General features: G+C 58.5%; 19 protein-coding genes. 16 read left to right on the top strand and 3 right to left on the bottom strand.

Going from position 1 to position 20,915, the window contains the following annotated elements; genetic code table 11:
• Positions 1–9 precede the first annotated feature (9 nt).
• A complete protein-coding gene (gene grxD, locus JNM42_RS05025; protein WP_294267138.1) occupies positions 10–333 on the top strand; it encodes a Grx4 family monothiol glutaredoxin in 324 nt (107 codons plus the stop codon).
• A 120-nt stretch (positions 334–453) separates the two neighbouring features.
• On the opposite strand, the gene JNM42_RS05020 is transcribed toward grxD, so the two are convergent.
• Positions 454–807: a carboxymuconolactone decarboxylase family protein gene (locus JNM42_RS05020; RefSeq protein WP_294267136.1), complete on the bottom strand. Its 354-nt coding sequence runs from the start codon at positions 805–807 to the stop codon at positions 454–456.
• Positions 808–1,007: 200 nt separating this feature from the next.
• On the opposite strand from JNM42_RS05020, the gene JNM42_RS05015 reads away from it, so the two are divergent.
• Entirely contained in the window at positions 1,008–1,541 is a 534-nt protein-coding gene (locus tag JNM42_RS05015) for a hypothetical protein (RefSeq protein ID WP_294267134.1), read from the top strand.
• Positions 1,542–1,544: 3 nt separating this feature from the next.
• Here the strand turns inward: JNM42_RS05015 and JNM42_RS05010 are convergent, their stop codons facing one another.
• The gene (locus JNM42_RS05010) at positions 1,545–2,831 is read right to left on the bottom strand and encodes a serine/threonine-protein kinase (RefSeq protein ID WP_294267131.1); all 1,287 of its coding nucleotides are present in this window, start codon (positions 2,829–2,831) and stop codon (positions 1,545–1,547) included.
• Between the two features lie 24 nt (positions 2,832–2,855).
• Positions 2,856–4,262 (bottom strand): argininosuccinate lyase, encoded by a 1,407-nt coding sequence (gene argH, locus JNM42_RS05005; RefSeq protein ID WP_294267128.1) that lies wholly within the window; start codon positions 4,260–4,262, stop codon positions 2,856–2,858.
• Between the two features lie 63 nt (positions 4,263–4,325).
• Here argH and JNM42_RS05000 point away from each other — a divergent pair, with 63 nt between their 5' ends.
• The 14 genes from JNM42_RS05000 (at position 4,326) to JNM42_RS04935 (ending at position 20,452) form a co-directional block, all read left to right on the top strand.
• A complete protein-coding gene (locus JNM42_RS05000) occupies positions 4,326–5,363 on the top strand; it encodes a histidine kinase (RefSeq protein WP_294267126.1) in 1,038 nt (345 codons plus the stop codon).
• A gap of 14 nt (positions 5,364–5,377) precedes the next feature.
• A complete protein-coding gene (locus JNM42_RS04995; RefSeq protein ID WP_294267240.1) occupies positions 5,378–6,127 on the top strand; it encodes a response regulator transcription factor in 750 nt (249 codons plus the stop codon).
• 2 nt (positions 6,128–6,129) lie between these two features.
• A complete protein-coding gene (locus JNM42_RS04990; protein WP_294267123.1) occupies positions 6,130–6,591 on the top strand; it encodes an MEKHLA domain-containing protein in 462 nt (153 codons plus the stop codon).
• A gap of 365 nt (positions 6,592–6,956) precedes the next feature.
• Entirely contained in the window at positions 6,957–8,417 is a 1,461-nt protein-coding gene (locus JNM42_RS04985) for a sigma-54 dependent transcriptional regulator (RefSeq protein WP_294267120.1), read from the top strand.
• Positions 8,417–9,790, top strand: a complete 1,374-nt coding sequence (locus JNM42_RS04980) for an AAA family ATPase (RefSeq protein ID WP_294267118.1) — start codon at positions 8,417–8,419, stop codon at positions 9,788–9,790. Before JNM42_RS04985 ends, JNM42_RS04980 begins: the two co-directional genes overlap by 1 nt.
• A gap of 110 nt (positions 9,791–9,900) precedes the next feature.
• Positions 9,901–11,709 (top strand): pilus (MSHA type) biogenesis protein MshL, encoded by a 1,809-nt coding sequence (gene mshL / locus JNM42_RS04975; RefSeq protein WP_294267115.1) that lies wholly within the window; start codon positions 9,901–9,903, stop codon positions 11,707–11,709.
• Positions 11,706–12,971, top strand: a complete 1,266-nt coding sequence (locus JNM42_RS04970; protein WP_294267111.1) for a tetratricopeptide repeat protein — start codon at positions 11,706–11,708, stop codon at positions 12,969–12,971. Before mshL ends, JNM42_RS04970 begins: the two co-directional genes overlap by 4 nt.
• Positions 12,972–13,020: 49 nt before the next feature.
• Positions 13,021–14,727 (top strand): type II/IV secretion system protein, encoded by a 1,707-nt coding sequence (locus JNM42_RS04965; RefSeq protein WP_294267108.1) that lies wholly within the window; start codon positions 13,021–13,023, stop codon positions 14,725–14,727.
• A gap of 13 nt (positions 14,728–14,740) precedes the next feature.
• Entirely contained in the window at positions 14,741–15,943 is a 1,203-nt protein-coding gene (locus JNM42_RS04960; protein WP_294267107.1) for a type II secretion system F family protein, read from the top strand.
• A 177-nt stretch (positions 15,944–16,120) separates the two neighbouring features.
• A complete protein-coding gene (locus tag JNM42_RS04955; protein WP_294267105.1) occupies positions 16,121–17,662 on the top strand; it encodes a hypothetical protein in 1,542 nt (513 codons plus the stop codon).
• The gene (locus tag JNM42_RS04950; RefSeq protein ID WP_294267103.1) at positions 17,659–18,258 is read left to right on the top strand and encodes a hypothetical protein; all 600 of its coding nucleotides are present in this window, start codon (positions 17,659–17,661) and stop codon (positions 18,256–18,258) included. The genes JNM42_RS04955 and JNM42_RS04950 overlap by 4 nt, the downstream gene beginning before the upstream one ends.
• 17 nt (positions 18,259–18,275) lie before the next feature.
• Positions 18,276–18,752, top strand: a complete 477-nt coding sequence (locus JNM42_RS04945) for a hypothetical protein (protein WP_294267101.1) — start codon at positions 18,276–18,278, stop codon at positions 18,750–18,752.
• A gap of 54 nt (positions 18,753–18,806) precedes the next feature.
• Positions 18,807–19,721, top strand: coding sequence for a hypothetical protein (locus tag JNM42_RS04940; RefSeq protein ID WP_294267099.1), 915 nt, complete (start codon positions 18,807–18,809; stop codon positions 19,719–19,721).
• Positions 19,697–20,452: a type II secretion system protein gene (locus JNM42_RS04935; protein WP_294267096.1), complete on the top strand. Its 756-nt coding sequence runs from the start codon at positions 19,697–19,699 to the stop codon at positions 20,450–20,452. The genes JNM42_RS04940 and JNM42_RS04935 overlap by 25 nt, the downstream gene beginning before the upstream one ends.
• Positions 20,453–20,915 lie beyond the last annotated feature (463 nt).

Raw genomic sequence — 20,915 nt, 5'->3', positions numbered from 1 at the left:
AGGTTTTCAATGGACGTGCAGCAACTGATCAAGGAACAGGTCACCAGCAACCCGGTGGTGCTTTACATGAAGGGAACGCCGAAGGCGCCGATGTGTGGTTTTTCGGCTACGGTCGTGCAGATTCTGCAAGCTTGCAATCTGCCGCTTTTCTTCAGCGTCAATGTACTCGAGGATCAGGCGATTCGCGACGGAGTCAAGGTATTCTCCAATTGGCCGACGGTTCCACAAGTCTACATTCGCGGCGAATTCGTCGGCGGCTGCGACATCATGCGCGAGATGTATCAGAGCGGCGAACTGCAAAAGTTGCTCGAAGGCATCGCCGTACCGGACTGATCGTCAGTCCGCGCCTTGACCGGTTTTCCCATCGCGTCCAGCGTGGCGCCGCTGACAAGCACGATCAATGCGTGGATAGCGGATCCGGGAAAACCATCTTCCTGTCGGCCTGATGCTTCGCTATGTCGTTTTGCCGACGGTGAATTCCTCGTAGGCACGTACCGCCTCGGCAGCGTACATGAGCGACGGACCGCCACCCATGTAAGTGCAAACGCCCAGCGTTTCCATCAATTGCTCGCGGCTGACGCCCAGGCGGATCAGCGCCTTGACGTGGAAACCGATACAGGCGTCGCAGCGGCTGGCAACACCGATGGCCAGGGCAATCAGTTCCTTGTCGAGAGCGGAAAGCGCGCCGGACGCCAGTGCCGCCTTGGACAGGGCATTGAAACCCTGCATCGTTTCAGGGATTTCCTTGCGCAAGGTACCCAGTGTCTTGGCGACGTCACTGGTGATCGTGGTGAAAGACTTGCTCATGACCGCTCCTTTGTTTGATAAATTAGCAATTGCTAATTTATCATATGCGCGTCAATTTCCAAAGGGGAACAATGTGCCGGGCGCATGAACTGCGGCACCATGAGCGGAGTTGAATGAACGCTTGCTTATGCGTTGATGAGGGCTCGCAAGATGGGTACTTGTGTGAAAATAGGCCATGCTTTTCAAAGCCTGGAGGCGGTATGCAGAATGGTTTATCAGTTTTGGGCCGCGTGGTGGCTCTCGCGATTACGGTGCTTCTTTCGGCCTGTGCCGGTTATAGCGGCAGCAACCTGAAACCGGGCGTAGCGACGTTGCCCGAGGTCATGGCCTCGATGGGTGAGCCGGCAATGCGCTGGAAAGACGACGATGGGCGCGAGCAACTGGCCTATCCGCGCGGTCCGGCCGGTAGTCAGACCTTCATGGTGTTCATTGGGAAGGATGGCCGGCTGGAACGGATCGAGGGTGTTCTGGACATGGCGCACTTTGCGCGCATCGAACCCGGCAAGAGTGATAAATCGTCCGTGCTGCGTCTGCTCGGGCCCTCAGCGCCACTGCGGACGCAGTATTACCGGTTGAGCAACGAACTCGCCTGGGAATGGCGTTTCTGCGACGGCGGGAGCCGTCTGGCCTTTTTCGATGTCATGTTCGACGCCAGCACCGGCCTGGTTCGCACGACCTACCAGCGCCCTGATGACTCGGGGCGGGATAGCTCGCCGCCTTTCTGTGGCCACTGACGACTAGAATGCTGCCAGCCGGGCGTTGGCGAGTTCCAGGCGACTCGACAGAACATCAAGGAAGGATTGGTAGAAGTGCATACGGCAGGACTCTGACGCTTGCCGCAAGGACTCACCCTTGATCGTGAGAATTTTGGATTGGGTCAGCGCGACGACATCCGCACCGCGGGTCTGTATCCTTTTGCGGATAACCGCCATTTCGCCGAAGCAGTCGCCGGTGGTCAGCAGGTTAAGAATCCGGCCATGCTTGGTGACTTTAAGTTCGCCCTCGGCAAGGAAGCAGAAGAAATCTCCGGAGTCTCCGTCGTGCATGATAGCCTCATCGGGAGCAATGCTGCTCCAGCGCGAAAAAAGCAGTACTTCCCAGAGTTCGGCGTCGGAGAAGTCACCGAAAAACGGTAGCCCGCGCAGAGTGTCGAATTTCTCTGATTCGGAAAAATCGCGAGCGGGCGCCTTCAACTGCTTGTTGCGGAAAGCCTGAGCCAGATCGTGCGCGAATTCTTCCCAGTGCTGGTAACGATGCTGCGTATCCTTGCACATGGCGCGGGTAACAATGGTATCCAGCACTTCAGGAATTTTGCTGCGCAGATTTGAAGGCCTGGTGGGCTCGGTGTTGATGATCTGGTAGATGATGTTGTAGTTGGTGCTCGCCTGAAAGGGGAGTTGGCCGGTGAGCAACTGATACATCACCACGCCGAGCGAATAAATATCGGTCTGGTGGTCGAGCGGTAATTCCCTGACCTGTTGCGGCGACATGTAGGCGGGTGAGCCGATACCCGATACCTGGGTACGTTCCGGGTTTTCGATAATGGCTGCACCAAAGTCGGAGATTTTGATGTCTCCCGAGTTCGGGTTGCTGCCGGCAAACAGGATGTTGGCCGGCTTGATGTCACGATGCGTAATGCCGATGCGGTAGGCAAAATCAAGAGCTCGGGTGCACTTGAAAATTATTTCGACAACGCGCTCGATGGGCAACAAGCTGTCCGGTCTGGTAAAGTCTTCCAGCGTGCCGCCCGGCACGTATTCCATAACGATATAGCAGAGATCTTCGGCAACCACCGCGTCGAAGATCTGCACGATATGCGGGTGCAAGAGCTTGCCGACCAGCGACGCTTCGTTGAGAAACAGGTGGGTGTAAAGTTTGCCGCGTACCGGATTCTTCAGGATTTCCGGGAAGGCGACCTTGATCGCCACCTCGCGTTGCGTGAACGGGTCATTGCCCAGATAAACCGTCGCCGTAGCGCCTCGGCCGAGCTCGCGAACAAGCTCGTATTTGCCGATCTTATCCATGCTGAAGCGCTCGGGTCGCCGGCCTCACCGAAGCCCCCGGGCACGCACGATGGCAGCACGAACCTGGTCGGGGGCAGTGCCTCCGATATGGTTACGCGCGGCCAGTGAACCCTCGACTGTGAGCATGGCAAAAATGTCGTCGCCAATGAGCGGAGAAAAACCTTGCAGTTCGGCAAGCGAGAGTTGCGGCAGATCGATACCAAGTTCCTCGGCACGGCGCACGGCCAGCCCGACAGTCTGATGTGCATCGCGGAAAGGCAGACCCTTGCGCGTCAGGTAATCGGCCAGATCGGTGGCCGTGGCAAAGCCCTGGCGCAGCGCATCGCGCATGCTGTCCGGGCGTGCCGTGATGCCGGTGATCATGTCGGCATAAATGCGCAGCGTGTCGGTTACCGTGTCGACGGTATCGAACAGGGGTTCCTTGTCTTCCTGATTGTCCTTGTTGTAGGCCAGCGGCTGCCCCTTCATCAGGGTCAGCAGTGCCGTCAGGTGGCCGTATACACGGCCGGTCTTGCCGCGCGCCAGTTCGGGCACATCCGGATTTTTCTTTTGCGGCATGATCGAGCTGCCGGTGCAGAAGCGATCGGCCATCTTCACGAAAGCGAAGCGCGGGTTCATCCACAGCACCAGCTCTTCGGACATGCGTGAGAAGTGCATCATCAGCAGGGCGCTGGCGGCGCAAAATTCGATAGCGAAATCGCGATCGGAAACAGCGTCGAGCGAGTTTTCGCACAGGCCCTCGAAACCGAGTTCGGCGGCGACGAATTCGCGGTCAATCGGGTAGCTCGTTCCGGCCAGCGCTGCCGCGCCGAGCGGCAGGCGGTTGGTGCGCCGGCGCACGTCGGCAAAGCGCTCCGCATCACGTCGTGACATCTCGAACCAGGCCAGCAGATGATGGCCGAAGGTGATCGGCTGCGCGACCTGCAAGTGGGTAAAGCCCGGCATCGGCGTCGCTGCTTCGCGTTCAGCGAGTTCGAGCAGATTGCTCTGAAACTGCCCGAGCAAGACGAGAATGTCGTCAATCGAGTCGCGCAGAAAGAGCCGGATGTCAACCGCCACCTGATCGTTGCGCGAACGGCCGGTATGCAGGCGCTTGCCGGCATCGCCGACGAGCGTGGTCAAGCGCTTTTCGATGTTGAGATGCACGTCTTCAAGGTCAAGCGACCAGACAAAGGCACCCGCTTCGATCTCGCTGACGATCTGCGCCATTCCGCGCTGAATGTCGGCGAGATCCTCCGGCGCAATGATGCCTTGTCGGGCGAGCATGCGTGCGTGCGCAAGCGATGCGCGAATGTCCTGCCGCCACATGCGCCGGTCGAAGCCCACCGAAGCCGTATAGCGCTTGACAAGATCGGACATCGGTTCGCTGAAGCGGGCAGCCCAGGTGTATTGTGCAGAGGGTGTCGGCGAAGAAGGTTGCGCTGGGTTCATGATGAAAGCAAGTTCGTGGGCTAGAATGGCATATGGAACCCTGACAGGCACCACGACCACTATATGCCCAGTATAAAGCAAAACACTGCGCGCCTGCTGCCGCTGCCGGACTTCCGTAATTTCGGTGTCATGCTGCGCATTCTGCTCGGCGCAAACCTGATCGCCCTGGCGGCGGCGCTGGTGCAGAGCACGGGAATCGGCGACTGGATGCAACGCTATGTCGATATGGCGGCCTGGGTGCAACCCTTGCTGCTTTTCAATCTGGCGTTTCTGGCGCTGCTTGGAAAGGTGTTACGACGTATGTGGCCGTCGATCGGGCAGGCCGTGGTGATCCTTCTGGCCGCTGTCACGTCCGCCCTGTTACTCGATTTCTGGCGCTTCATGGGAATCGATGATGGCGGCTGGCCGCGCCTGGCACGTGCCGCAGCGTTGGGTGGGCTGCTGGCCGGCACCCTGCTGCTGTATTTTGCCTTGCGCGCCAGAGCCTTTTCACCGGCACTGGCCGAGGCGCGACTGCAGGCACTGACCGCGCGTATCCGTCCGCATTTCCTGTTCAACAGCCTGAACGCCGTGCTTTCCTTGATCCGTTCCGAACCCAGGCGCGCCGAAACAGCGCTTGAGGAACTGGCCGAGCTTTATCGCGCACTGATGCGCGATCACCGCGATTTGTTGCCGCTCGCCGACGAGATTGCCCTCTGTCGCCAGTATCTCAATCTGGAAAAGCTGCGCCTGGGTGAACGGCTCAACGTCGAGTGGGAAATCGCCGATGTACCCGTCGATCTGAAGGTGCCGCCACTGATGTTGCAGCCCTTGCTGGAAAATGCCGTATATCATGGCATCGAACCGTCAGGCGAGGCCGGTACGGTGCGCATCTGCTTTACCCGGTACGCCGACGAACTGCACATCGATGTCGCCAATCCGTGCTCCGGGCGTTATGCAGGACAGGGTGGCAACCACATGGCGCTGGCCAATATCCGTGAGCGACTGGCGCTGTATTATGATCTCGAGGCGCGTCTGGAAACGAAAGAAGTGACGCTCGCCAATGGTTTGCAGGAGTACCGTGTGCATATCGTTTTACCTTGCCGGAGTACTATTCCGTGAAGACTCTTTCCGTGATGATTGTTGACGACGAGACGCCTGCGCGCCAGCGTTTGCGCGATCTACTTGCCGACGTGGCGACCGAGGTACCGAACGCCGTCGTCGCCGAAGCGGCCAACGGACTGCTTGCGTTAGCGGCCATTGAGGAACTTCCCGTGGATGTGGCACTGATCGATATCCGCATGCCGAAGATGGACGGCATCGAACTGGCGCGGCACCTCGCTCAGCTTGAACATCCTCCCGTCATCATCTTCGTTACGGCCTATGATGCTTATGCGGTGCAGGCGTTCGAACTCAACGCCATCGACTATCTGGTCAAGCCGGTGCGTGCGCAGCGGCTGGCGGCGGCCTTGCATAAAGTCAACTACAGCCGGCCACCTATGGCTCCTCAGGTTCTGGCGCAAATCCAGCAAGGCGCACGCACGCATCTCTCCTGCCACGAACGGGGTCGGCTGCTGCTGATACCGCTGCCGGAAATCCTCTACCTCAAGGCCGACCTCAAATACGTGACGGCACGCACTGCCAGCCGGGAATACCTGCTCGACGAATCGCTGACGCATCTTGAGCAGGAGTTCTCCGAGCGTTTCATACGGCTGCACCGCAGCGTGCTGGTCGCCAGGGAGGCTATTGCCGGCTTTGAGAAAAGCGCCACCGACGATGCCGAGACGCAGTGGCAGGCGCTGCTGCGCGGTATCCCGGAGAAACTGCCGGTCAGCCGTCGACAGTGGCCGCTGGTCAAATCCTACGCCAGGCAGTTCAGTTCCTGAGCATGGCTGGCGCTATTGACGAACCTGTACTCGACGAGCAACTGCGCCGCCGGCTGGCGCTCATTGCCGACAGCTTCCTGCGCCTGACCGGGCAAGCGCTGCTCAACGACCCTACCCCCGAACGCCTGTGGAACGCGCCGTGTGTGATCGTCGCGCATGGCAGCGAGGCCGATCCGGTATTCTTTTATGGCAACCGGCTGGCGCTTGAAGTCTTTGCTATGGACTTTGCCGGCTTTACCCGCCTGCCTTCACGCTATTCGGCCGAGCCTGTGATGCGGGAAGAGCGGGCACGATTGCTCGAACGAGTCAGTCGAGACGGATTTATCGACGATTATGCGGGTGTGCGGATCTCGGCAAGTGGCCAGCGCTTTCGCATCGAACAGGCGGTGGTGTGGAACCTGATTGACGAAGAGGGCGTGTGCCACGGCCAGGCGGCGACCTTTGATCGCTGGCAGATGATCTAAGCCATTCCTCCATCTATACCACGCCAAAACACGCCGAATCCGCAGATTTCCCGATACGCACCCATGCCGCCAGGTGGATGACTGCACATCGGCGTCAGCATACCAACGTCGCCCTGGCCCAGGGTAGCGATTCATGCACAATCGCGTTCTTGCGTTGCAAGATCAGTTGGCGTCGGGTAGCATCCTTTTTGCGGGCGTTATGATGTTGGCTTCGTGATCCGATGCCTGCCGGAAATAGTCACACGCACATCCCGCGTAAGCTACTCCCCGAGAAAACAGCAGGCTTGCCGAGCAAGTTTCCGGGAGGCTCGGGAAATTGTGAAATAATGTAGTGTCCTTTTTGCCGGATCAATGACACCCCCTCCATGACCAATGCCCCGGAAACCAACTTGCCGGAAAAACCACTGTTGCTCATCGTTGACGATGACCCGCTGATTTCCGACACGCTGAGCTTTTCGATGAGCCCGGTGTTCGAAGTGATCACCAGCCACTCGCGCACGCACTGCACCCAACTGCTCCGTCAGTTGCGCCGCAGCCCGGAGCTTGCGCTGATCGACCTTGGTCTGCCGCCGTTGCCTCACCGTCCGGACGAGGGATTCGCGCTGATTTCGGATCTGCTGAAGCTGTCTCCGGATATCAGGATCGTCGTCCTCTCAGGCCAGAGCGATGCCGGCAATGCCCGCCATGCCCGCACCCTGGGGGCCATAGATTTTGTCGCCAAGCCGTGCAACCCTGCCGAACTGCACAAGGTTCTGCAGCGGGCATTGGGGTATCGCGCAATGGCCGAAAAATACACACCGGGACTATCGGCGTCGCCGCTGATCGGCAACAGCCCGGCAATCCAGAAAATGAAGTTGCAGTTGCAGCAATATGCCGATTCGCCCTTCCCGGTTCTGATCGAAGGCGAGTCGGGTTGCGGCAAGGAAATCGTCGCCAGCACTTGCCTGCACAACGATACGAAACGCCGCAACAAGCCTTTTTTTGCGCTCAACTGCGCGGCCATTTCACCCGGCCTGGTCGAACCTACCCTGTTCGGTTATGCCAGAGGCGCGTTCACCGGCGCCGCCACGGCAAAATCAGGTTTTTTTGAAGACGCCGCCGACGGCACGCTGTTCCTCGATGAGATCGGCGAGCTACCGCTCGAACTACAGGCCAAACTGTTACGTGTACTCGAGAACGGCGAATATCAGCGGGTCGGTGAAACGCAGAAGTACATCAGCCGCGCACGCATCATTGCCGCCACCAACCGTGACCTGCGCAAGGAGGTCCGCTCCGGCAACTTCCGCGCCGATCTCTATCACCGTCTTTCTGTTTTCACGATCAGCGTACCGCCCTTGCGTGACATGGATGACGACAAATTCCTGTTGCTCGAACACTTCAGCCGACGCTTCGCAGCGCCTGCGCAGCAAGCGCCATTTGTGCTTTCCGGCGAGGCACGGGTGCTCTGGTCGCGTTACAGCTTTCCCGGCAATGTGCGCGAACTGCGCAACATCGTCATTCGCCTGACGGCCAGGTATCCGGGGCAGACCGTACCGAACAGCGCTCTGGAAGCCGAACTGGATCTTCATGACGAACCTCTTGCGCCGATCAGCGCTCCACCGTCGATCGTCAGCGCCGATAGCGATGCGCTGATCGTGGCGGCCAGTCGGCGCCTGCAACAGTCTGATCCTTTCAATCTGGATTGCCTGCTGGCCGAAACCGAGCGCAATTACATCGAGGCCGCACTGCGGCTGGCGCATGGCAACGTCAGCCAGGCCGCACGTCTGCTCGGAATCAACCGCACGACGCTCTACAACCGCATGGAATCCTTTGCCAGGGAGCAGTAATGTATCTTGACCATTTCGGACTCCGTGAAGCACCGTTTCGCATCACGCCGCATACCGAATTCTTTTTTGCCGGAGCCAACCGCGGAGCCACGCTCGAAGCCCTGATCTACGCCATCACGCACGACGAAGGGATCGTCAAGGTCAGTGGCGAAGTCGGTAGTGGCAAAACCATGCTCTGCCGAATGTTGCTGGAGAAACTTCCGGACAACGTCGAGACGGTCTACCTGGCCAATCCTTCGCTGTCGCGCGACGAGATTCTCTACGCCATCGCCGAGGAATTGCAGACACCGCTGCCGGAAGCCCGCTCGCACCTGCTGTTACGATCTCTTCAGGATCGTCTGCTTGAAATTTACGCCGCCGGTCGCCAGGTTGTCGTCATGATCGACGAGGCGCATGCCATGCCGCCGGAAACGCTTGAAGAAATCCGACTGCTCTCCAACCTTGAGTCAAACCGGCACAAACTGCTGCATATCGTCCTTTTTGGTCAACCGGAACTGGATGACCATCTTGGTGAAAAGAACATGCGTCAACTCAAGGAACGGATTACGCATAACTTCGCCCTGGAGCCCCTGCGCCGCAGCGACATCGGGAGCTACCTGATGTTCCGCATCCGCGCCGCCGGCTATCACGGACCGGATTTGTTCACGCCGGGCGCCATACAACTGATCAGCAAGGCCTCGGAGGGGCTGACGAGACGCATCAATATCCTCGCCGACAAGGCGCTGCTCTCGGCTTTTTCGGAAAACAGGCATCAGATTGACACCAGGCAAATCAAGGCGGCGATCCGCGATGCCCAGTTCAACCCCATGCGTGACGGCAACGCCAAGCCCATGACCTGGATAGCCGGCGCCGGCGCCATTTCGCTCATTGCGGCATTGGCCTACTTCGCCGGAAGCTATACGTCGGCCAGCGCGCCGGTACCGGCAAGCACTGTTGCAACCCCAACGCCAGCGGCAACGGCTACCGACGCGCTACCCCAGGCTACCGTAGCGAGCGCCTCGACGACCTACGCACCTTCCATGCCGCAAATCCCCCCCGCACCTCTCCCGGAGAAGCCGCCGACCCTTGCCGAACGCATTGCCGCAAGCGAAGACTGGTTGAAAAATACGCCGGATACCCACTACTTCATCCAGCTCCTGAACACCGATGGGAACAATCAGCGTGAGGTGGAGATTTTTCTGGAAAGCAACACCGGGTCGCTCGACCCGCAGCAAATCCGTGTCTATCGCTCAAGACTGAGCGGACGCGAGCGGCTCGGCGTCATCTACGGCGACTACCCCACCCATGAAGCTGCCAGGGCAGAGCTGCACACCCTGGCCAAGACAAGCTCGATCAGCAACCCTTATATTCGCACCGTGAGCAAGCTGCGCTGAAGAAAAAACAACAGCATCAATGATGATATTCATTCAATACAAATCAGTGACTTGAAGAATACTCCTTACGTGATATGATAAATTCAACCCAATAACGAACGAGACAGAGCATGCTGAGAATTGTTGGCGCCACACTGACTGCGCTCCTGCTCACGGCCTGCGCATCGTCGACGCTGAGCGGCGGGCCATCGAGTGGACATCTGCGTGCCGAAGACGTCGCCAAATCACCGGGCGCGATCCCGCAGCCTGTACAGCAGATTGCTTCTCTGCCCAGACCCAAGGCGGTCGGCAAAACGGAGACGTACAGCGTGGTGGTCAATAACGTCAAGGTTCAGGATCTGCTCTTTGCCCTCGCTCGCGATGCCAAACTGAACGTCGATATCCATCCCGGAATCAGCGGTTTTGTCAGCATGAACGCCATCGACCAGACACTGCCGCAACTGCTCACCCGCATTTCAAAACAGGTCGATATGCGCTTTGAGCTTGACGGCCCCAATCTCGCGGTGATGCCCGACACCCCCTACCTCAAGAACTATAAGATCGACTACGTCAACATGGCGCGTGACGTTACCGGAACGGTATCGACCAACACCCAGATATCGACCAGTGCGCTGGCAACCGGCAGCGGCGGGGTCGCAGGTACCGGCAATACGTCCCGGATCCAGATCGAGAACAAGTCGAAAAACCACTTCTGGGAATCGCTTGAAAAGAACCTGAAGGAGTTGCTGTATGAAACAGACAAGATATTCCCAGAGGGCTCTACCGAGACAGTGACCGAGCAAAACACATCACAAAGCACCACCGGAACGGGGGCCACTACACCAACGGTCAACGCCGCCCGTGGCAGCCATGTCAACCAGACGCTGGCCGGCAGCCCGAATCCGGCTTCCCTTCAGAACAGCGGTGCTTTGGTTGTCAAGCGCATGACCTTCCGCGAAGCGGCATCGGTGATTGCCAACCCGGAGTCGGGAATCATTAACGTTCGTGCCACCACGCGGCAACACGAAAAAGTGCAGGAGTTCATTGATCGCGTGATGAGCAGCGCCCGGCGTCAGGTTTTGATCGAAGCCACCATTGTCGAAGTCACCCTGAGCGATGGCTACCAGCAAGGTATCGAGTGGAGTCGAATAACCAGTGGCTCCGAATACAGCATCACCCGGCCGACACTGACGACCAATGTTCCCAATGCCGTTTCGCCTTTCGTCCTGAAGTACAAGAGTCTCAACCCGCTCAATCTGTTGGCGACGGTCGAGTTGCTGCGCTCCTTTGGCAACGTCAAGGTACTCTCCAGCCCCAAACTGACTGTCCTCAACAACCAGACCGCAACGCTCAAGGTCTCTGAAGACTATGTCTATTTCAACGTCAAGTCGGACACAACAACAACGGTCAATGTGGGTACCACGGTTGGGGTGACCACCACGCCGCAATCCGTTGCGGTTGGTTTCTTCATGAGTCTGACGGCACAGATAAGCGATGGCGACACCGTCACGCTTAACGTGCGACCGTCGATCTCCAGCATCTCCGAACTGAAAAGGGATCCCAACCCAATCATCCCCAAGGACATCCCAAACTTCGTTCCGCAGATTCGCACGCGCGAGATCGAATCGCTGATGCGCATTGAAAGCGGCGACATCGCGGTACTTGGCGGGCTGATGGAAGACCGCATGGATAACAAGACCGGCCGCCTGCCCATTCTCGGTGACATCCCGTTCCTTGGCGAGGCATTCAACACGCGTGCCAACTCCTCGGCAAAGTCGGAGTTGGTCATTCTGCTGCGCCCGACAGTCATCAGGGATGCCTCGATCAGCGGCGATTTCAACGTGTTCAGGGACACCCTGCCGGGCAAGGAATTCTTTGTACCGGAGCAGGTTTTCCAGCCCTTCACGGTGCCTGAGCGACGTTCGGAGCAAGGCCAGTGAGCCTGCTCATGGAAGCCCTCAAGAAGGCCGAGGAAGCCAAACGGCTGGCCGGCGAGGGCAATGCGCCAGGAGCCGCGCCCGTTGCCGTATCCGAATTAACGCTGCAAGAAATGACCCCGCCTGCGTCTTTACACCATTCGTCGACATCGCCGCTGCCTGATCTCTCGTTGCATAGCGATTCGCTCGACGCCGATCTGGCATCGGTATCAAGGCCAGCACCCAACAACGCACGACGCAAGCCAGATACCGTGTCAGGGTTGTCCGATACACACCCTCGCGAAGAGCGCGAGCGCAGTACCGTACGCAACGTCTTTTCTGCAAAACAGGCGCCCACGCCGCGTACCGGACTCTGGCTGCTCCTTGGGCTGGCGGGGTTTGTTGCACTTGGGATCGCTGGTTATTTCTGGTGGCAATTGCAATCCGTTTCCGGCAGTTCTCTGGCCCGGCCGGGACCCGCGCTGCCGCCGACGCAGCCACTGGCCGCCGTCGCACCGCAACAAGGACCGGCGCCGGCCACCGCTCAAACGGAAAAGCCCTTGCCGGCCCTGCTGCCGCCACCGGTGTCGTCGCCCTCCAGGACAGCGCCTGCACCCGCACCGACATTCGAACGTGCGACTCGCCCGCCGAGGCCTTCGGCACAGGCCGTGCCGGACGGCACGCTTCGTTTGAGCAGAAGCCAGCCCGGATCAAACCAGACTATTGATCGTGCCTATGACGCCTTGCAGGCAGGCCAGCTCGACTCGGCACAGCGCGACTACCAGCAGGTGTTGCGCAGCGATGCGAATAACACCGATGCGCTGCTCGGCCTGGCCACCATCGCCGCACGCCAGGGGCAAGCCGAACAGGCGCAGTCATTTTATCAGCGCGCGCTCGAATCCGACCCCAACAACGCCACGGCCCAGGCCGGCCTGCTCAATACACGGGGCCAGGCCGATCCCGTGCATTCCGAAAGCCGCCTGAAAACGGCTCTGGCAAGCCAGCCGGATTCGTCTGCGCTGCATTTCGCCCTGGGTAACCTCTATGCCCGCCAGCTTCGCTGGAGCGAGGCACAGCAGGCCTACTTCCGGGCCTATTCCGGCGAACCGGACAACGCCGATTTCATCTTCAACCTCGCCGTCAGCCTCGATCACCTGCGCCAGAACAAGCTGGCCGCGCAATATTACCGCATGGCACTGAGCGCCGCCGCACTGAACAACAACTCGCAGAACATTTCATTTGACAGAAACCAGGTCAAAAACCGCGTCCTTGAACTGCAACCGTGATTCTGGCACGCTGCAATCCTCTTACTTTGCGTTCGCTCCAAAACGACCAATGAACGCCCCTGCACCCCGTCCGCGACAACTTGGCCAGGTTCTGATCGCCAAAGGCATTCTCAGCGAGGATCAGCTCAGGATTGCCCTGCTCGAACAGATGAAATCCAACCAGCCGGTTGGCAAGTTGCTGGTTTCGCTCGGCTTCGTATCCGAAGCCACACTGCGCGACGCGCTCTCCGAGAGCCTCGGCAAGCAGAGCATCGACCTCTCCAACGCGATCATCGACCCTTCGGCACTGGCCCTGGTGCCGCGCGATCTGGCCAAACGCCACCACCTGCTGCCCCTAGACTACGATGCCGAACATCAACGCCTGACGCTGGCGCTGTCCGACGTAAATGACATCGTCGCACTTGACAAGATCCGGGGTCTGGCCAGCGATGCCATCGAGATTGATACCCTGCTCGCCGGCGAAACCGAGATCGACCGCGCGATCGACCAGGCCTACGGCTATGAATTGTCGATCGACGGCATCCTGCACGAGATTGAAACGGGGGAAATCGACTTTCGCGGGTTGCAATCGTCGGCCGACGAATACAGCCAACCGGTCGTCCGGCTGATCGACTCGATCCTGACCGATGCCGTAAAACGCGAATCCTCCGACATCCACTTCGAACCCGAAACCGGCTTCCTGCGCATTCGCTACCGCATCGACGGCATGCTCAGGCAGGTACGCTCGCTACACCAGTCCTACTGGCCAGCGATGGCGGTACGCATCAAGGTCATGAGCGGAATGAACATCGCCGAGACGCGCGCGCCACAGGACGGCCGCATCACACTCAACATGCGCGGTCGGCCGATTGATTTTCGTGTTTCCGCCCAGCCGACGATTCACGGCGAAAACATTGTCCTGCGCATACTTGATCGCCAGAAAGGCCTGGTCCCGCTCGAAGGTCTGGGTCTGACTGAAAAGCAGCTCGATCAGCTCAAACTGATGATTGCCCGCCCGGAAGGCATCATCCTGGTCACCGGTCCGACCGGCAGCGGCAAGACGACAACGCTTTACTCGGTGCTCAACCACATCAACTCCGAGGGCCTGAACATCATGACCCTGGAAGACCCGGTCGAGTACCCGATGACCCTGGTTCGCCAGACCTCGGTGGCCGAAGCGGCCAAACTCGATTTTGCCAACGGCATCCGTTCGATGATGCGTCAGGATCCCGATGTTATTCTGGTCGGTGAAATCCGTGACGCGGACACCGCCGAAATGGCGCTGCGCGCGGCCATGACCGGCCATCAGGTTTATTCGACGCTGCACACCAACTCGGCCATCGGCGCCATCCCGCGACTGCTAGACATCGGCATTCTGCCCGACATCATGGCCGGTAACATTATTGGCATCGTAGCCCAGCGCCTGATTCGTCGCCTGTGCCTGCACTGCAAAACGCCCTACCAGGCAGAGGCGCACGAAGCGCGTCTGCTCGGCGGCACCCTCGACACACCACGGCCGGTGATTTTTCGCCCCTGCGGCTGCGAACGCTGCGATTTCCAGGGTTATCGCGGCCGCCTGGCGATCATGGAACTGCTGCGCATGAACGCCGACATGGATGAACTGATCGCCCGTCGCTGCACCGTTCGCGAGATCCGCCATCTGGCCGACCGCCAGGGCTTCGTTGCGCTCGCTGACGACGGCTTGCGGCGCGTTCTTGACGGCTCCACCTCGCTTGAGGAACTCGGCCGCGTTGTCGACCTGACCGACCGCATGTGAGGCACTGACGCTCATGTCGCTCTACACCTACAAGGCGGTCGGCCCCGATGGTCGTTCGATTGCCGGCCGAATCGACGCGCTCAATATCGTCGACCTGGAGATGCGCTTGCGGCGCATGGAACTGGATCTGATCACCGGCGAACCGATCAGCAATCGCCGCCTTTTCGCAGCCGGCGGCGTTCCACGTCGCGAGATCATCCACTTCTGCTTTCACCTCGAACTCCTGGTACGCGCCGGTGTGCCGATCCTGGAAGGTTTGTCGGATCTGCGCGACAGCCTTGAGCACCCACGCTTTCGTGAAGTGGTCGCCAGCCTGATTGAATCGATCGAGGGCGGCCAGAAACTCTCACAGGCCATGGACGAGCAGCCAAAAGTCTTCAACAAGGTCTTTGTCAGCCTGATACGCGCCGGCGAAACCACCGGCCGACTGCCGCAGGTATTGCAAAGCCTGACCGAATCCCTGAAATGGGAAGACGAACTGGCCTCGCAAACCAAGAAACTCATCATGTACCCGGCCTTTGTCGGCACCGTTGTCCTCTCGGCCACCTTCTTCCTGATGATCTACATGGTGCCGCAACTCAAGCAGTTCGTTAAAAACATGGGGCAGGTTCTGCCCTTGCAGACCCAGGTGCTGTTTTTTGTTTCTGACCTGCTGGTGTCCTACTGGTATGTCGCTCTGCTGCTACCCATTGTGCTGGTACTCGGCCTGAAAATCCTGCTGCACCACAATCCGCTGGCGCGCGTTCGCTATGACGGTATCAAGCTGAAGCTGCCGCTGATTGGCGAGATTCTGCGCAAGATCATCCTCTCCCGCTTCGCCAATACCTTCGCCCTGCTCTACGCCTCCGGCATACCAATTCTTGAATCGATCCGCACCACGCAGGACGTGGTCGGCAATCTGGTCGTTCGGCAAGGGCTGGAACGCGTCGAACAATTGATCGGCGAGGGCCAGAATGTCACTGCGGCTTTCCACAGCATCGGCTTTTTTCCGCCGCTGGTGATCCGCATGCTGCGCGTCGGAGAAAGCACCGGCTCGCTCGACGCTGCGCTGATCAACGTCAGTTACTTCTATAATCGCGATGTCAGGGAATCAGTCGAACGGGCGCAGCAACTGATTGAACCTATTCTTACCGTTGTTCTTGGCTGCCTGCTCGGATGGATCATGCTTTCGGTTCTCGGGCCGGTATACGACGTCATCAGCAAGATAAAAACCTAGCCACTCATGATGATAGAGAGCAAGGGCAAATGATTCACCACCAAGTCACCACGTTCACCATGGGGCACCAGCGAAAGGCATTTTTATCTTTCTGTATTCCTGGTGAAACCTGGTGCTCTTGGTGCCTTGGTGGTTCGCTGATTGGTATTAACTGATTTCGCCATAACCTGACTACCAATGAAAACCAGCCGCCTGCTTTACCTCAGTGCACATCAGATGAGCGCCTACCGCTGGCAGTCGGGCGAGCTGATGAGTGAAGGGCAGTTCGCGGCAACCGAACCTGGTCACCAGGATTTTACCGCCTATCTTGAGCAGAATCCCAAAAGCGTTTTTTCGATACTGGTCAATGTCTCCGAGGAAGGTTTCCAGATCGAGACCATTCCTTTCCTGCATGGCGCGGATCGCAAAGCCATCATTGCGCGCAAGCTAGGGCAATTGTTTTTCAACGCTGAACTGACCGCCTCGCTGTCGCTGGGCTACGAAAAAAACAAGCGCAAGGATGAGCGCATCATGCTCGCCGCGCTGACCAATAACGATTTCTTTGCCCCCTGGCTGCAGGCCATCGCCGACGCCGGTGCAGCGTTGTCCGGCATTTTCTCGCTGCCGCTGCTCGCCCCCGCGTTGCTGAAAAAACTCCAGCTCACCGCCGATCAGTGCCTGCTGCTGAGCGTCCAGGATCAAAGCATCCGGCAGAGCTATTTTGAAAAGGGCGAACTGCATTTCAGCCGACTCACGCCATTGCAGAACAGCAGTATTGGCGGCATTGCGCAAGCATTTTCCGGCGAAGCGTTCAAGCTCCAGCAATACCTCGCCAGCCAGCGTCTGATCGGTCGCAACCAGCCGATCCAGGCCCACATTCTGGCGCACCCTGGCGCACTGAAAGCCATCCAGAACAGTTGCATCGACACCACAACGATCAGTTTCAACATCCTCGATATCGAGGACTGTGCAAAAAAAACCGGGCTGAAAATACCGCCGCCCGATACGCATTGCGAGCCGCTCTTTCTCCATTTGCTGATCATCGCACCGCCGCGAATCCAGTTTGCCAGCGACGACCAGCGTCACGATCATCATCTCGGGCAGATTCGTTCCGCGCTCCACGGCCTCGGCGCGCTCGTCCTGCTCGGCTGCCTGCTGTTCTCCGGAAAACTTCTGTTCGATTCCTATGCCATCAATCAGGACGCAGGAGCGCTCAGAAGCGAGGCCAGCCTGTCCCGTCAGCGCTACAGCGACATTGTCAAAACCTTTCCGCCGATCCCGACCAACAACGAATCGCTGCGCCGCATTATTGACCGTTATATTGAACTTGAAAAAATGAGCGCCTCCCCCAACGGCCTCTATCGCGAGATCAGCCGCGCCCTGCAGGCCGCTCCGGCAGCAGAACTCGACAGCATTGACTGGAAGGTGGGTGGCCTCGACGTTGCCGCCGTCAAGGCCACAGGCCAGGCGTCTGGGTCCAGCGCCATTGCCGACGACAACGAAGCTGTCCTGGTGCGCGGCACCCTGAAGCTCGGCGCCAACGCCAACGCACGGCAAATGCTCGGCGCCTTCAATGTTCTGGTCGATGCGCTGAAAGCCAATCCGAAATTGCAGGTTGAAGTGCTGCAACGGCCCTTTGACATCGAATCCGGCAAGTCGCTCAAGGGCGGCGACACCACGCTCGAAGACAACAAGCCGCGCTCTTTCAGCCTGCAAGTCATCAGGAAAATCGGATCATGAAGATCGGCAGCGCTGACCTCCCCAAACTGCAGTTCAGCCTGCTTGCGGCATTGATGATGATGGCTATCGGCGCCGGCACCGTCTACCTTTCTCTGAACCTGATCAAAACGGCAAAACTTGAGCAGGCCGCCGCCCAGGCGGAACGCAACGATTTTGACGGCAAGCTCAAGCGGGTACGCAGCGAAGAAGACGAGATCCGCCAGAAATCCGCCATATTCCACAAACTCCAGGCGCGTGGTGTGGTCGGCGAAGAACAGCGGATCGAATGGGTCGAACTGCTCAAGGAGATTCGCGACCGGCGGCGACTGCTCGACCTGCAATACGAGATCGCACCGCAACGAGCGCTCGACACCACCCTGGGCAGTGGTTACGCCTATTTTTCCAGTTCAATGAAAGTGCAACTCAAGCTGCTGCACGAGGAAGACCTGACACGCCTGCTTGACGACCTGCGCCAGCAGGCCAGAGCCTTGATCCAGGTCAAGAGCTGTAACGTCTCGCGCCTTCCGCGTGGCGGCGCCGAAGGCGGAACCCCGGCTCAGTTGCAGGCCGACTGCCAGATCGACTGGGTCACGCTGCACGAAGTGGCGAGCAAATGAGGAAGGCGAACATCCCGATGAATACGCCCCCGCTGCGAACCAGACTTTACACGAACCTTGCCGGGCTGCTTGCCGCCCTGGCACTCGTTGCCGCCTTCTGCACGAACGCCAGTGCCCAGGAATCTTCGGACGAACTTGGACGCCTGTTCTTCACACCTGAACGCCGGCAGACCCTAGACCGCCAGCGGCAACTCAACATTCAGGAAAAACAGGAAATTCCCGAAGACCCGACGCTGACCATCGACGGCGTCGTCACGCGCAGCAGCGGCAAGCGCACGGTATGGGTCAACGGCGTCGCACAAAACGAGAATGAAACACCGAGTGGCGTAAGCGTCACACCGAGACGAAAAGATCCGGGCAAGGTCGTCGTTCAGGCCAGCGAATCCCCGGCAGGTAACGCCAGGGTGGGTGGTACGATCAATAGAAATACGGGGGTAGCGACTGACTTGCTTAATGGTGGGCGGATCAGCACCAGGTCGACTGCCACGAAATAAGCCATGGTTCGAAACATATCCCCATCCTTTTCAATCCCTCAGCATGGAGCAGCGTTGCTCATTTTCATGCTCTTCATTTTTCTCGCCGCTACCACCTGGATCTTGGGACAGAGCAGCGGAACAAGCGCACGAAACCAACGGGACAAGGCGACGGCCACCGCCATGGCACAGGCCAAGGAAGCCCTGATCGGACGAGCTGCCACCGACGCCAACCGACCCGGTAGCTTGCCCTGCCCCGACGTGGATAACGACGGGGTTGCGGATGGTGTCGGAGGAAATTGCACATCCTATGTCGGACGCTTTCCATGGAAAACGCTCGACTTGCCCGAGTTGCTTGATGGCAACGGGGACAGGCTGTGGTACGCACTTTCCCCAGGATTGCGCGACAACGCAGCGGCCCAGCCGATCAACCCCCAGAAGGCTCTGGAACTCACGCTTGACGGTGCCTTGAATATCGCTGCCATCGTTTTTTCCCCTGGTGCCCCCTTGGTCAACCAGAATGGCCGCCCGAGCAATGCCGTCGCCGACTACCTCGACGGTAACAACAACGACGGCGATAATGCCTACATTTCAGGGTTACCGTCAGCGACTTTCAACGACAAGGCATTAGCCATCACCCGCGACGACATCTTTCGCACCGTTAACCAGCGGGTCCTGGCTGAAATCCGAGGCCCTGACGATAATGCGCCAGGATCCCCGCAATGGGGATTGCGCCGTTACTATGCCGACAACGCGACTTTCCCTTGGGCCGATAGCGGTATCGATGGCAACGGCGACCCTGGTACGGCAACTGGTAAACTGCCCTACAACGACTTCAGCATAAATCCAGCATCTCTTGTAAATTGGCTCAACCCAAATGCTTGGCTTCCGCTAGTAACATACCAGCGTCTCAGCGCGGGTACGGCCAGGATCACAATCGGCACAAGCAAGTTGGACGTCATCCCATGCCCAAGCTCGCCCTGCCCCTGACCGCTTTCACTCGGGAACGCGCTCCCGAACAAGGCCATGGGGGCTTCACAATGGTTGAAATGGCCATCGTTCTCATCATCGTCGGGCTGCTCCTGAGCAGCCTGATGTCCCCTCTTTCAGCGCAGATCGATCAGCGGTACTACAACGAGACTCAGCAGCAGATCAACGAGATTCGCGAGGCGCTGATCGGCTTCGCCGTCACCAACGGTCGGCTCCCGCGACCGGCAACCTCGTTAGCCGACGGCACGGAAAATCCAGCGTTATGCGCGGACGATGCAGCTTGCACCGGCTTCATACCCTGGACAACGCTGGGCGTAAAGAAAACCGATGCCTGGAACAAGATGATCCGCTATAGCGTTACCCCACTTTATGCCAATGCCGCTTTCACCCTGAGCACCATCGGCAGAAAGAAGGTTCAGACACGTGACAACGCCGGCACAGCCAGCTACCTCATCGGCATAGCTGGCGCTTGCAGCGTTGGATCGCCATGTGCTCCGGCAGTCATTTATTCCGCTGGGAAGAATAACTGGGGCCTCACTGAGGACGGTACGGCATTAGCGGACGGATCAACCACAAACGCCGACGAGGATATCAATGCCAGTGCGACGATAAGCTTTTTTTCCAGGAACCAATCGACTGTCCCTACCGGTGGCGAGTTCGACGACATTGTCATCTGGATTCCACCTTACGTATTAATGAACCGCATGATCGCGGCCGGCAAACTTCCCTGAGAATGCCGCTGCCAGATACTCGCCTCCAAGGGGGCCAAACCAGTCCAATTCATTTGCGGAATCAAAGCATGCTACCCAAATGCCATGTACAGATCATTCGCGATGCTTCCAATCTAGTGTTGTTTATACCAAACGTATTTGAAATTCCAAGCAATGGGGTGATTGTAAAGAGGGGCGGCGGTCGACTGATTATTTTTCCAGTCAAAACAAAGGATCTCCTCGGGCTATAGGCGATCTGGGAACCAATTGATATTGCCTTTCCCTTGAGACTTGAAGCACTCTGCTTTATCGATGGCCTCCCGATCCGCTCTAAATCCACGGAAAATTAAACCACGGTTTTTCAGCCTCTGCCCTGCAACACCCGTCGATTGGCGATCCTGGAGCATCTTTACGTGAGCAGCGCACAAACATGGCCTTCTGCGAGCGAGCATTTGCAGATACTTGCCCTTCCTGGCATGCAGAC

This window comes from Propionivibrio sp. (assembly GCF_016790145.1).
Classification (GTDB): domain Bacteria; phylum Pseudomonadota; class Gammaproteobacteria; order Burkholderiales; family Rhodocyclaceae; genus Propionivibrio.
Note: the sequence above shows the minus strand (reverse complement) of the source record. Positions and strands in the feature narration are given on the sequence as shown.

Coding starts and splice junctions, on each gene's coding strand:
- JNM42_RS05010 (WP_294267131.1), bottom strand. CDS start 2,831: ATGGATAAGATCGGCAAATACGAGCTTGTTCGCGAGCTCGGCCGAGGC.
- JNM42_RS04995 (WP_294267240.1), top strand. CDS start 5,378: ATGATTGTTGACGACGAGACGCCTGCGCGCCAGCGTTTGCGCGATCTA.
- JNM42_RS05015 (WP_294267134.1), top strand. CDS start 1,008: ATGCAGAATGGTTTATCAGTTTTGGGCCGCGTGGTGGCTCTCGCGATT.
- mshL (WP_294267115.1), top strand. CDS start 9,901: ATGCTGAGAATTGTTGGCGCCACACTGACTGCGCTCCTGCTCACGGCC.
- JNM42_RS04985 (WP_294267120.1), top strand. CDS start 6,957: ATGACCAATGCCCCGGAAACCAACTTGCCGGAAAAACCACTGTTGCTC.
- JNM42_RS04935 (WP_294267096.1), top strand. CDS start 19,697: ATGCCCAAGCTCGCCCTGCCCCTGACCGCTTTCACTCGGGAACGCGCT.
- JNM42_RS04960 (WP_294267107.1), top strand. CDS start 14,741: ATGTCGCTCTACACCTACAAGGCGGTCGGCCCCGATGGTCGTTCGATT.
- grxD (WP_294267138.1), top strand. CDS start 10: ATGGACGTGCAGCAACTGATCAAGGAACAGGTCACCAGCAACCCGGTG.
- JNM42_RS04950 (WP_294267103.1), top strand. CDS start 17,659: ATGAAGATCGGCAGCGCTGACCTCCCCAAACTGCAGTTCAGCCTGCTT.
- JNM42_RS05000 (WP_294267126.1), top strand. CDS start 4,326: ATGCCCAGTATAAAGCAAAACACTGCGCGCCTGCTGCCGCTGCCGGAC.
- JNM42_RS04945 (WP_294267101.1), top strand. CDS start 18,276: ATGAATACGCCCCCGCTGCGAACCAGACTTTACACGAACCTTGCCGGG.
- JNM42_RS04965 (WP_294267108.1), top strand. CDS start 13,021: ATGAACGCCCCTGCACCCCGTCCGCGACAACTTGGCCAGGTTCTGATC.
- JNM42_RS04955 (WP_294267105.1), top strand. CDS start 16,121: ATGAAAACCAGCCGCCTGCTTTACCTCAGTGCACATCAGATGAGCGCC.
- JNM42_RS04980 (WP_294267118.1), top strand. CDS start 8,417: ATGTATCTTGACCATTTCGGACTCCGTGAAGCACCGTTTCGCATCACG.
- JNM42_RS05020 (WP_294267136.1), bottom strand. CDS start 807: ATGAGCAAGTCTTTCACCACGATCACCAGTGACGTCGCCAAGACACTG.
- JNM42_RS04990 (WP_294267123.1), top strand. CDS start 6,130: ATGGCTGGCGCTATTGACGAACCTGTACTCGACGAGCAACTGCGCCGC.
- argH (WP_294267128.1), bottom strand. CDS start 4,262: ATGAACCCAGCGCAACCTTCTTCGCCGACACCCTCTGCACAATACACC.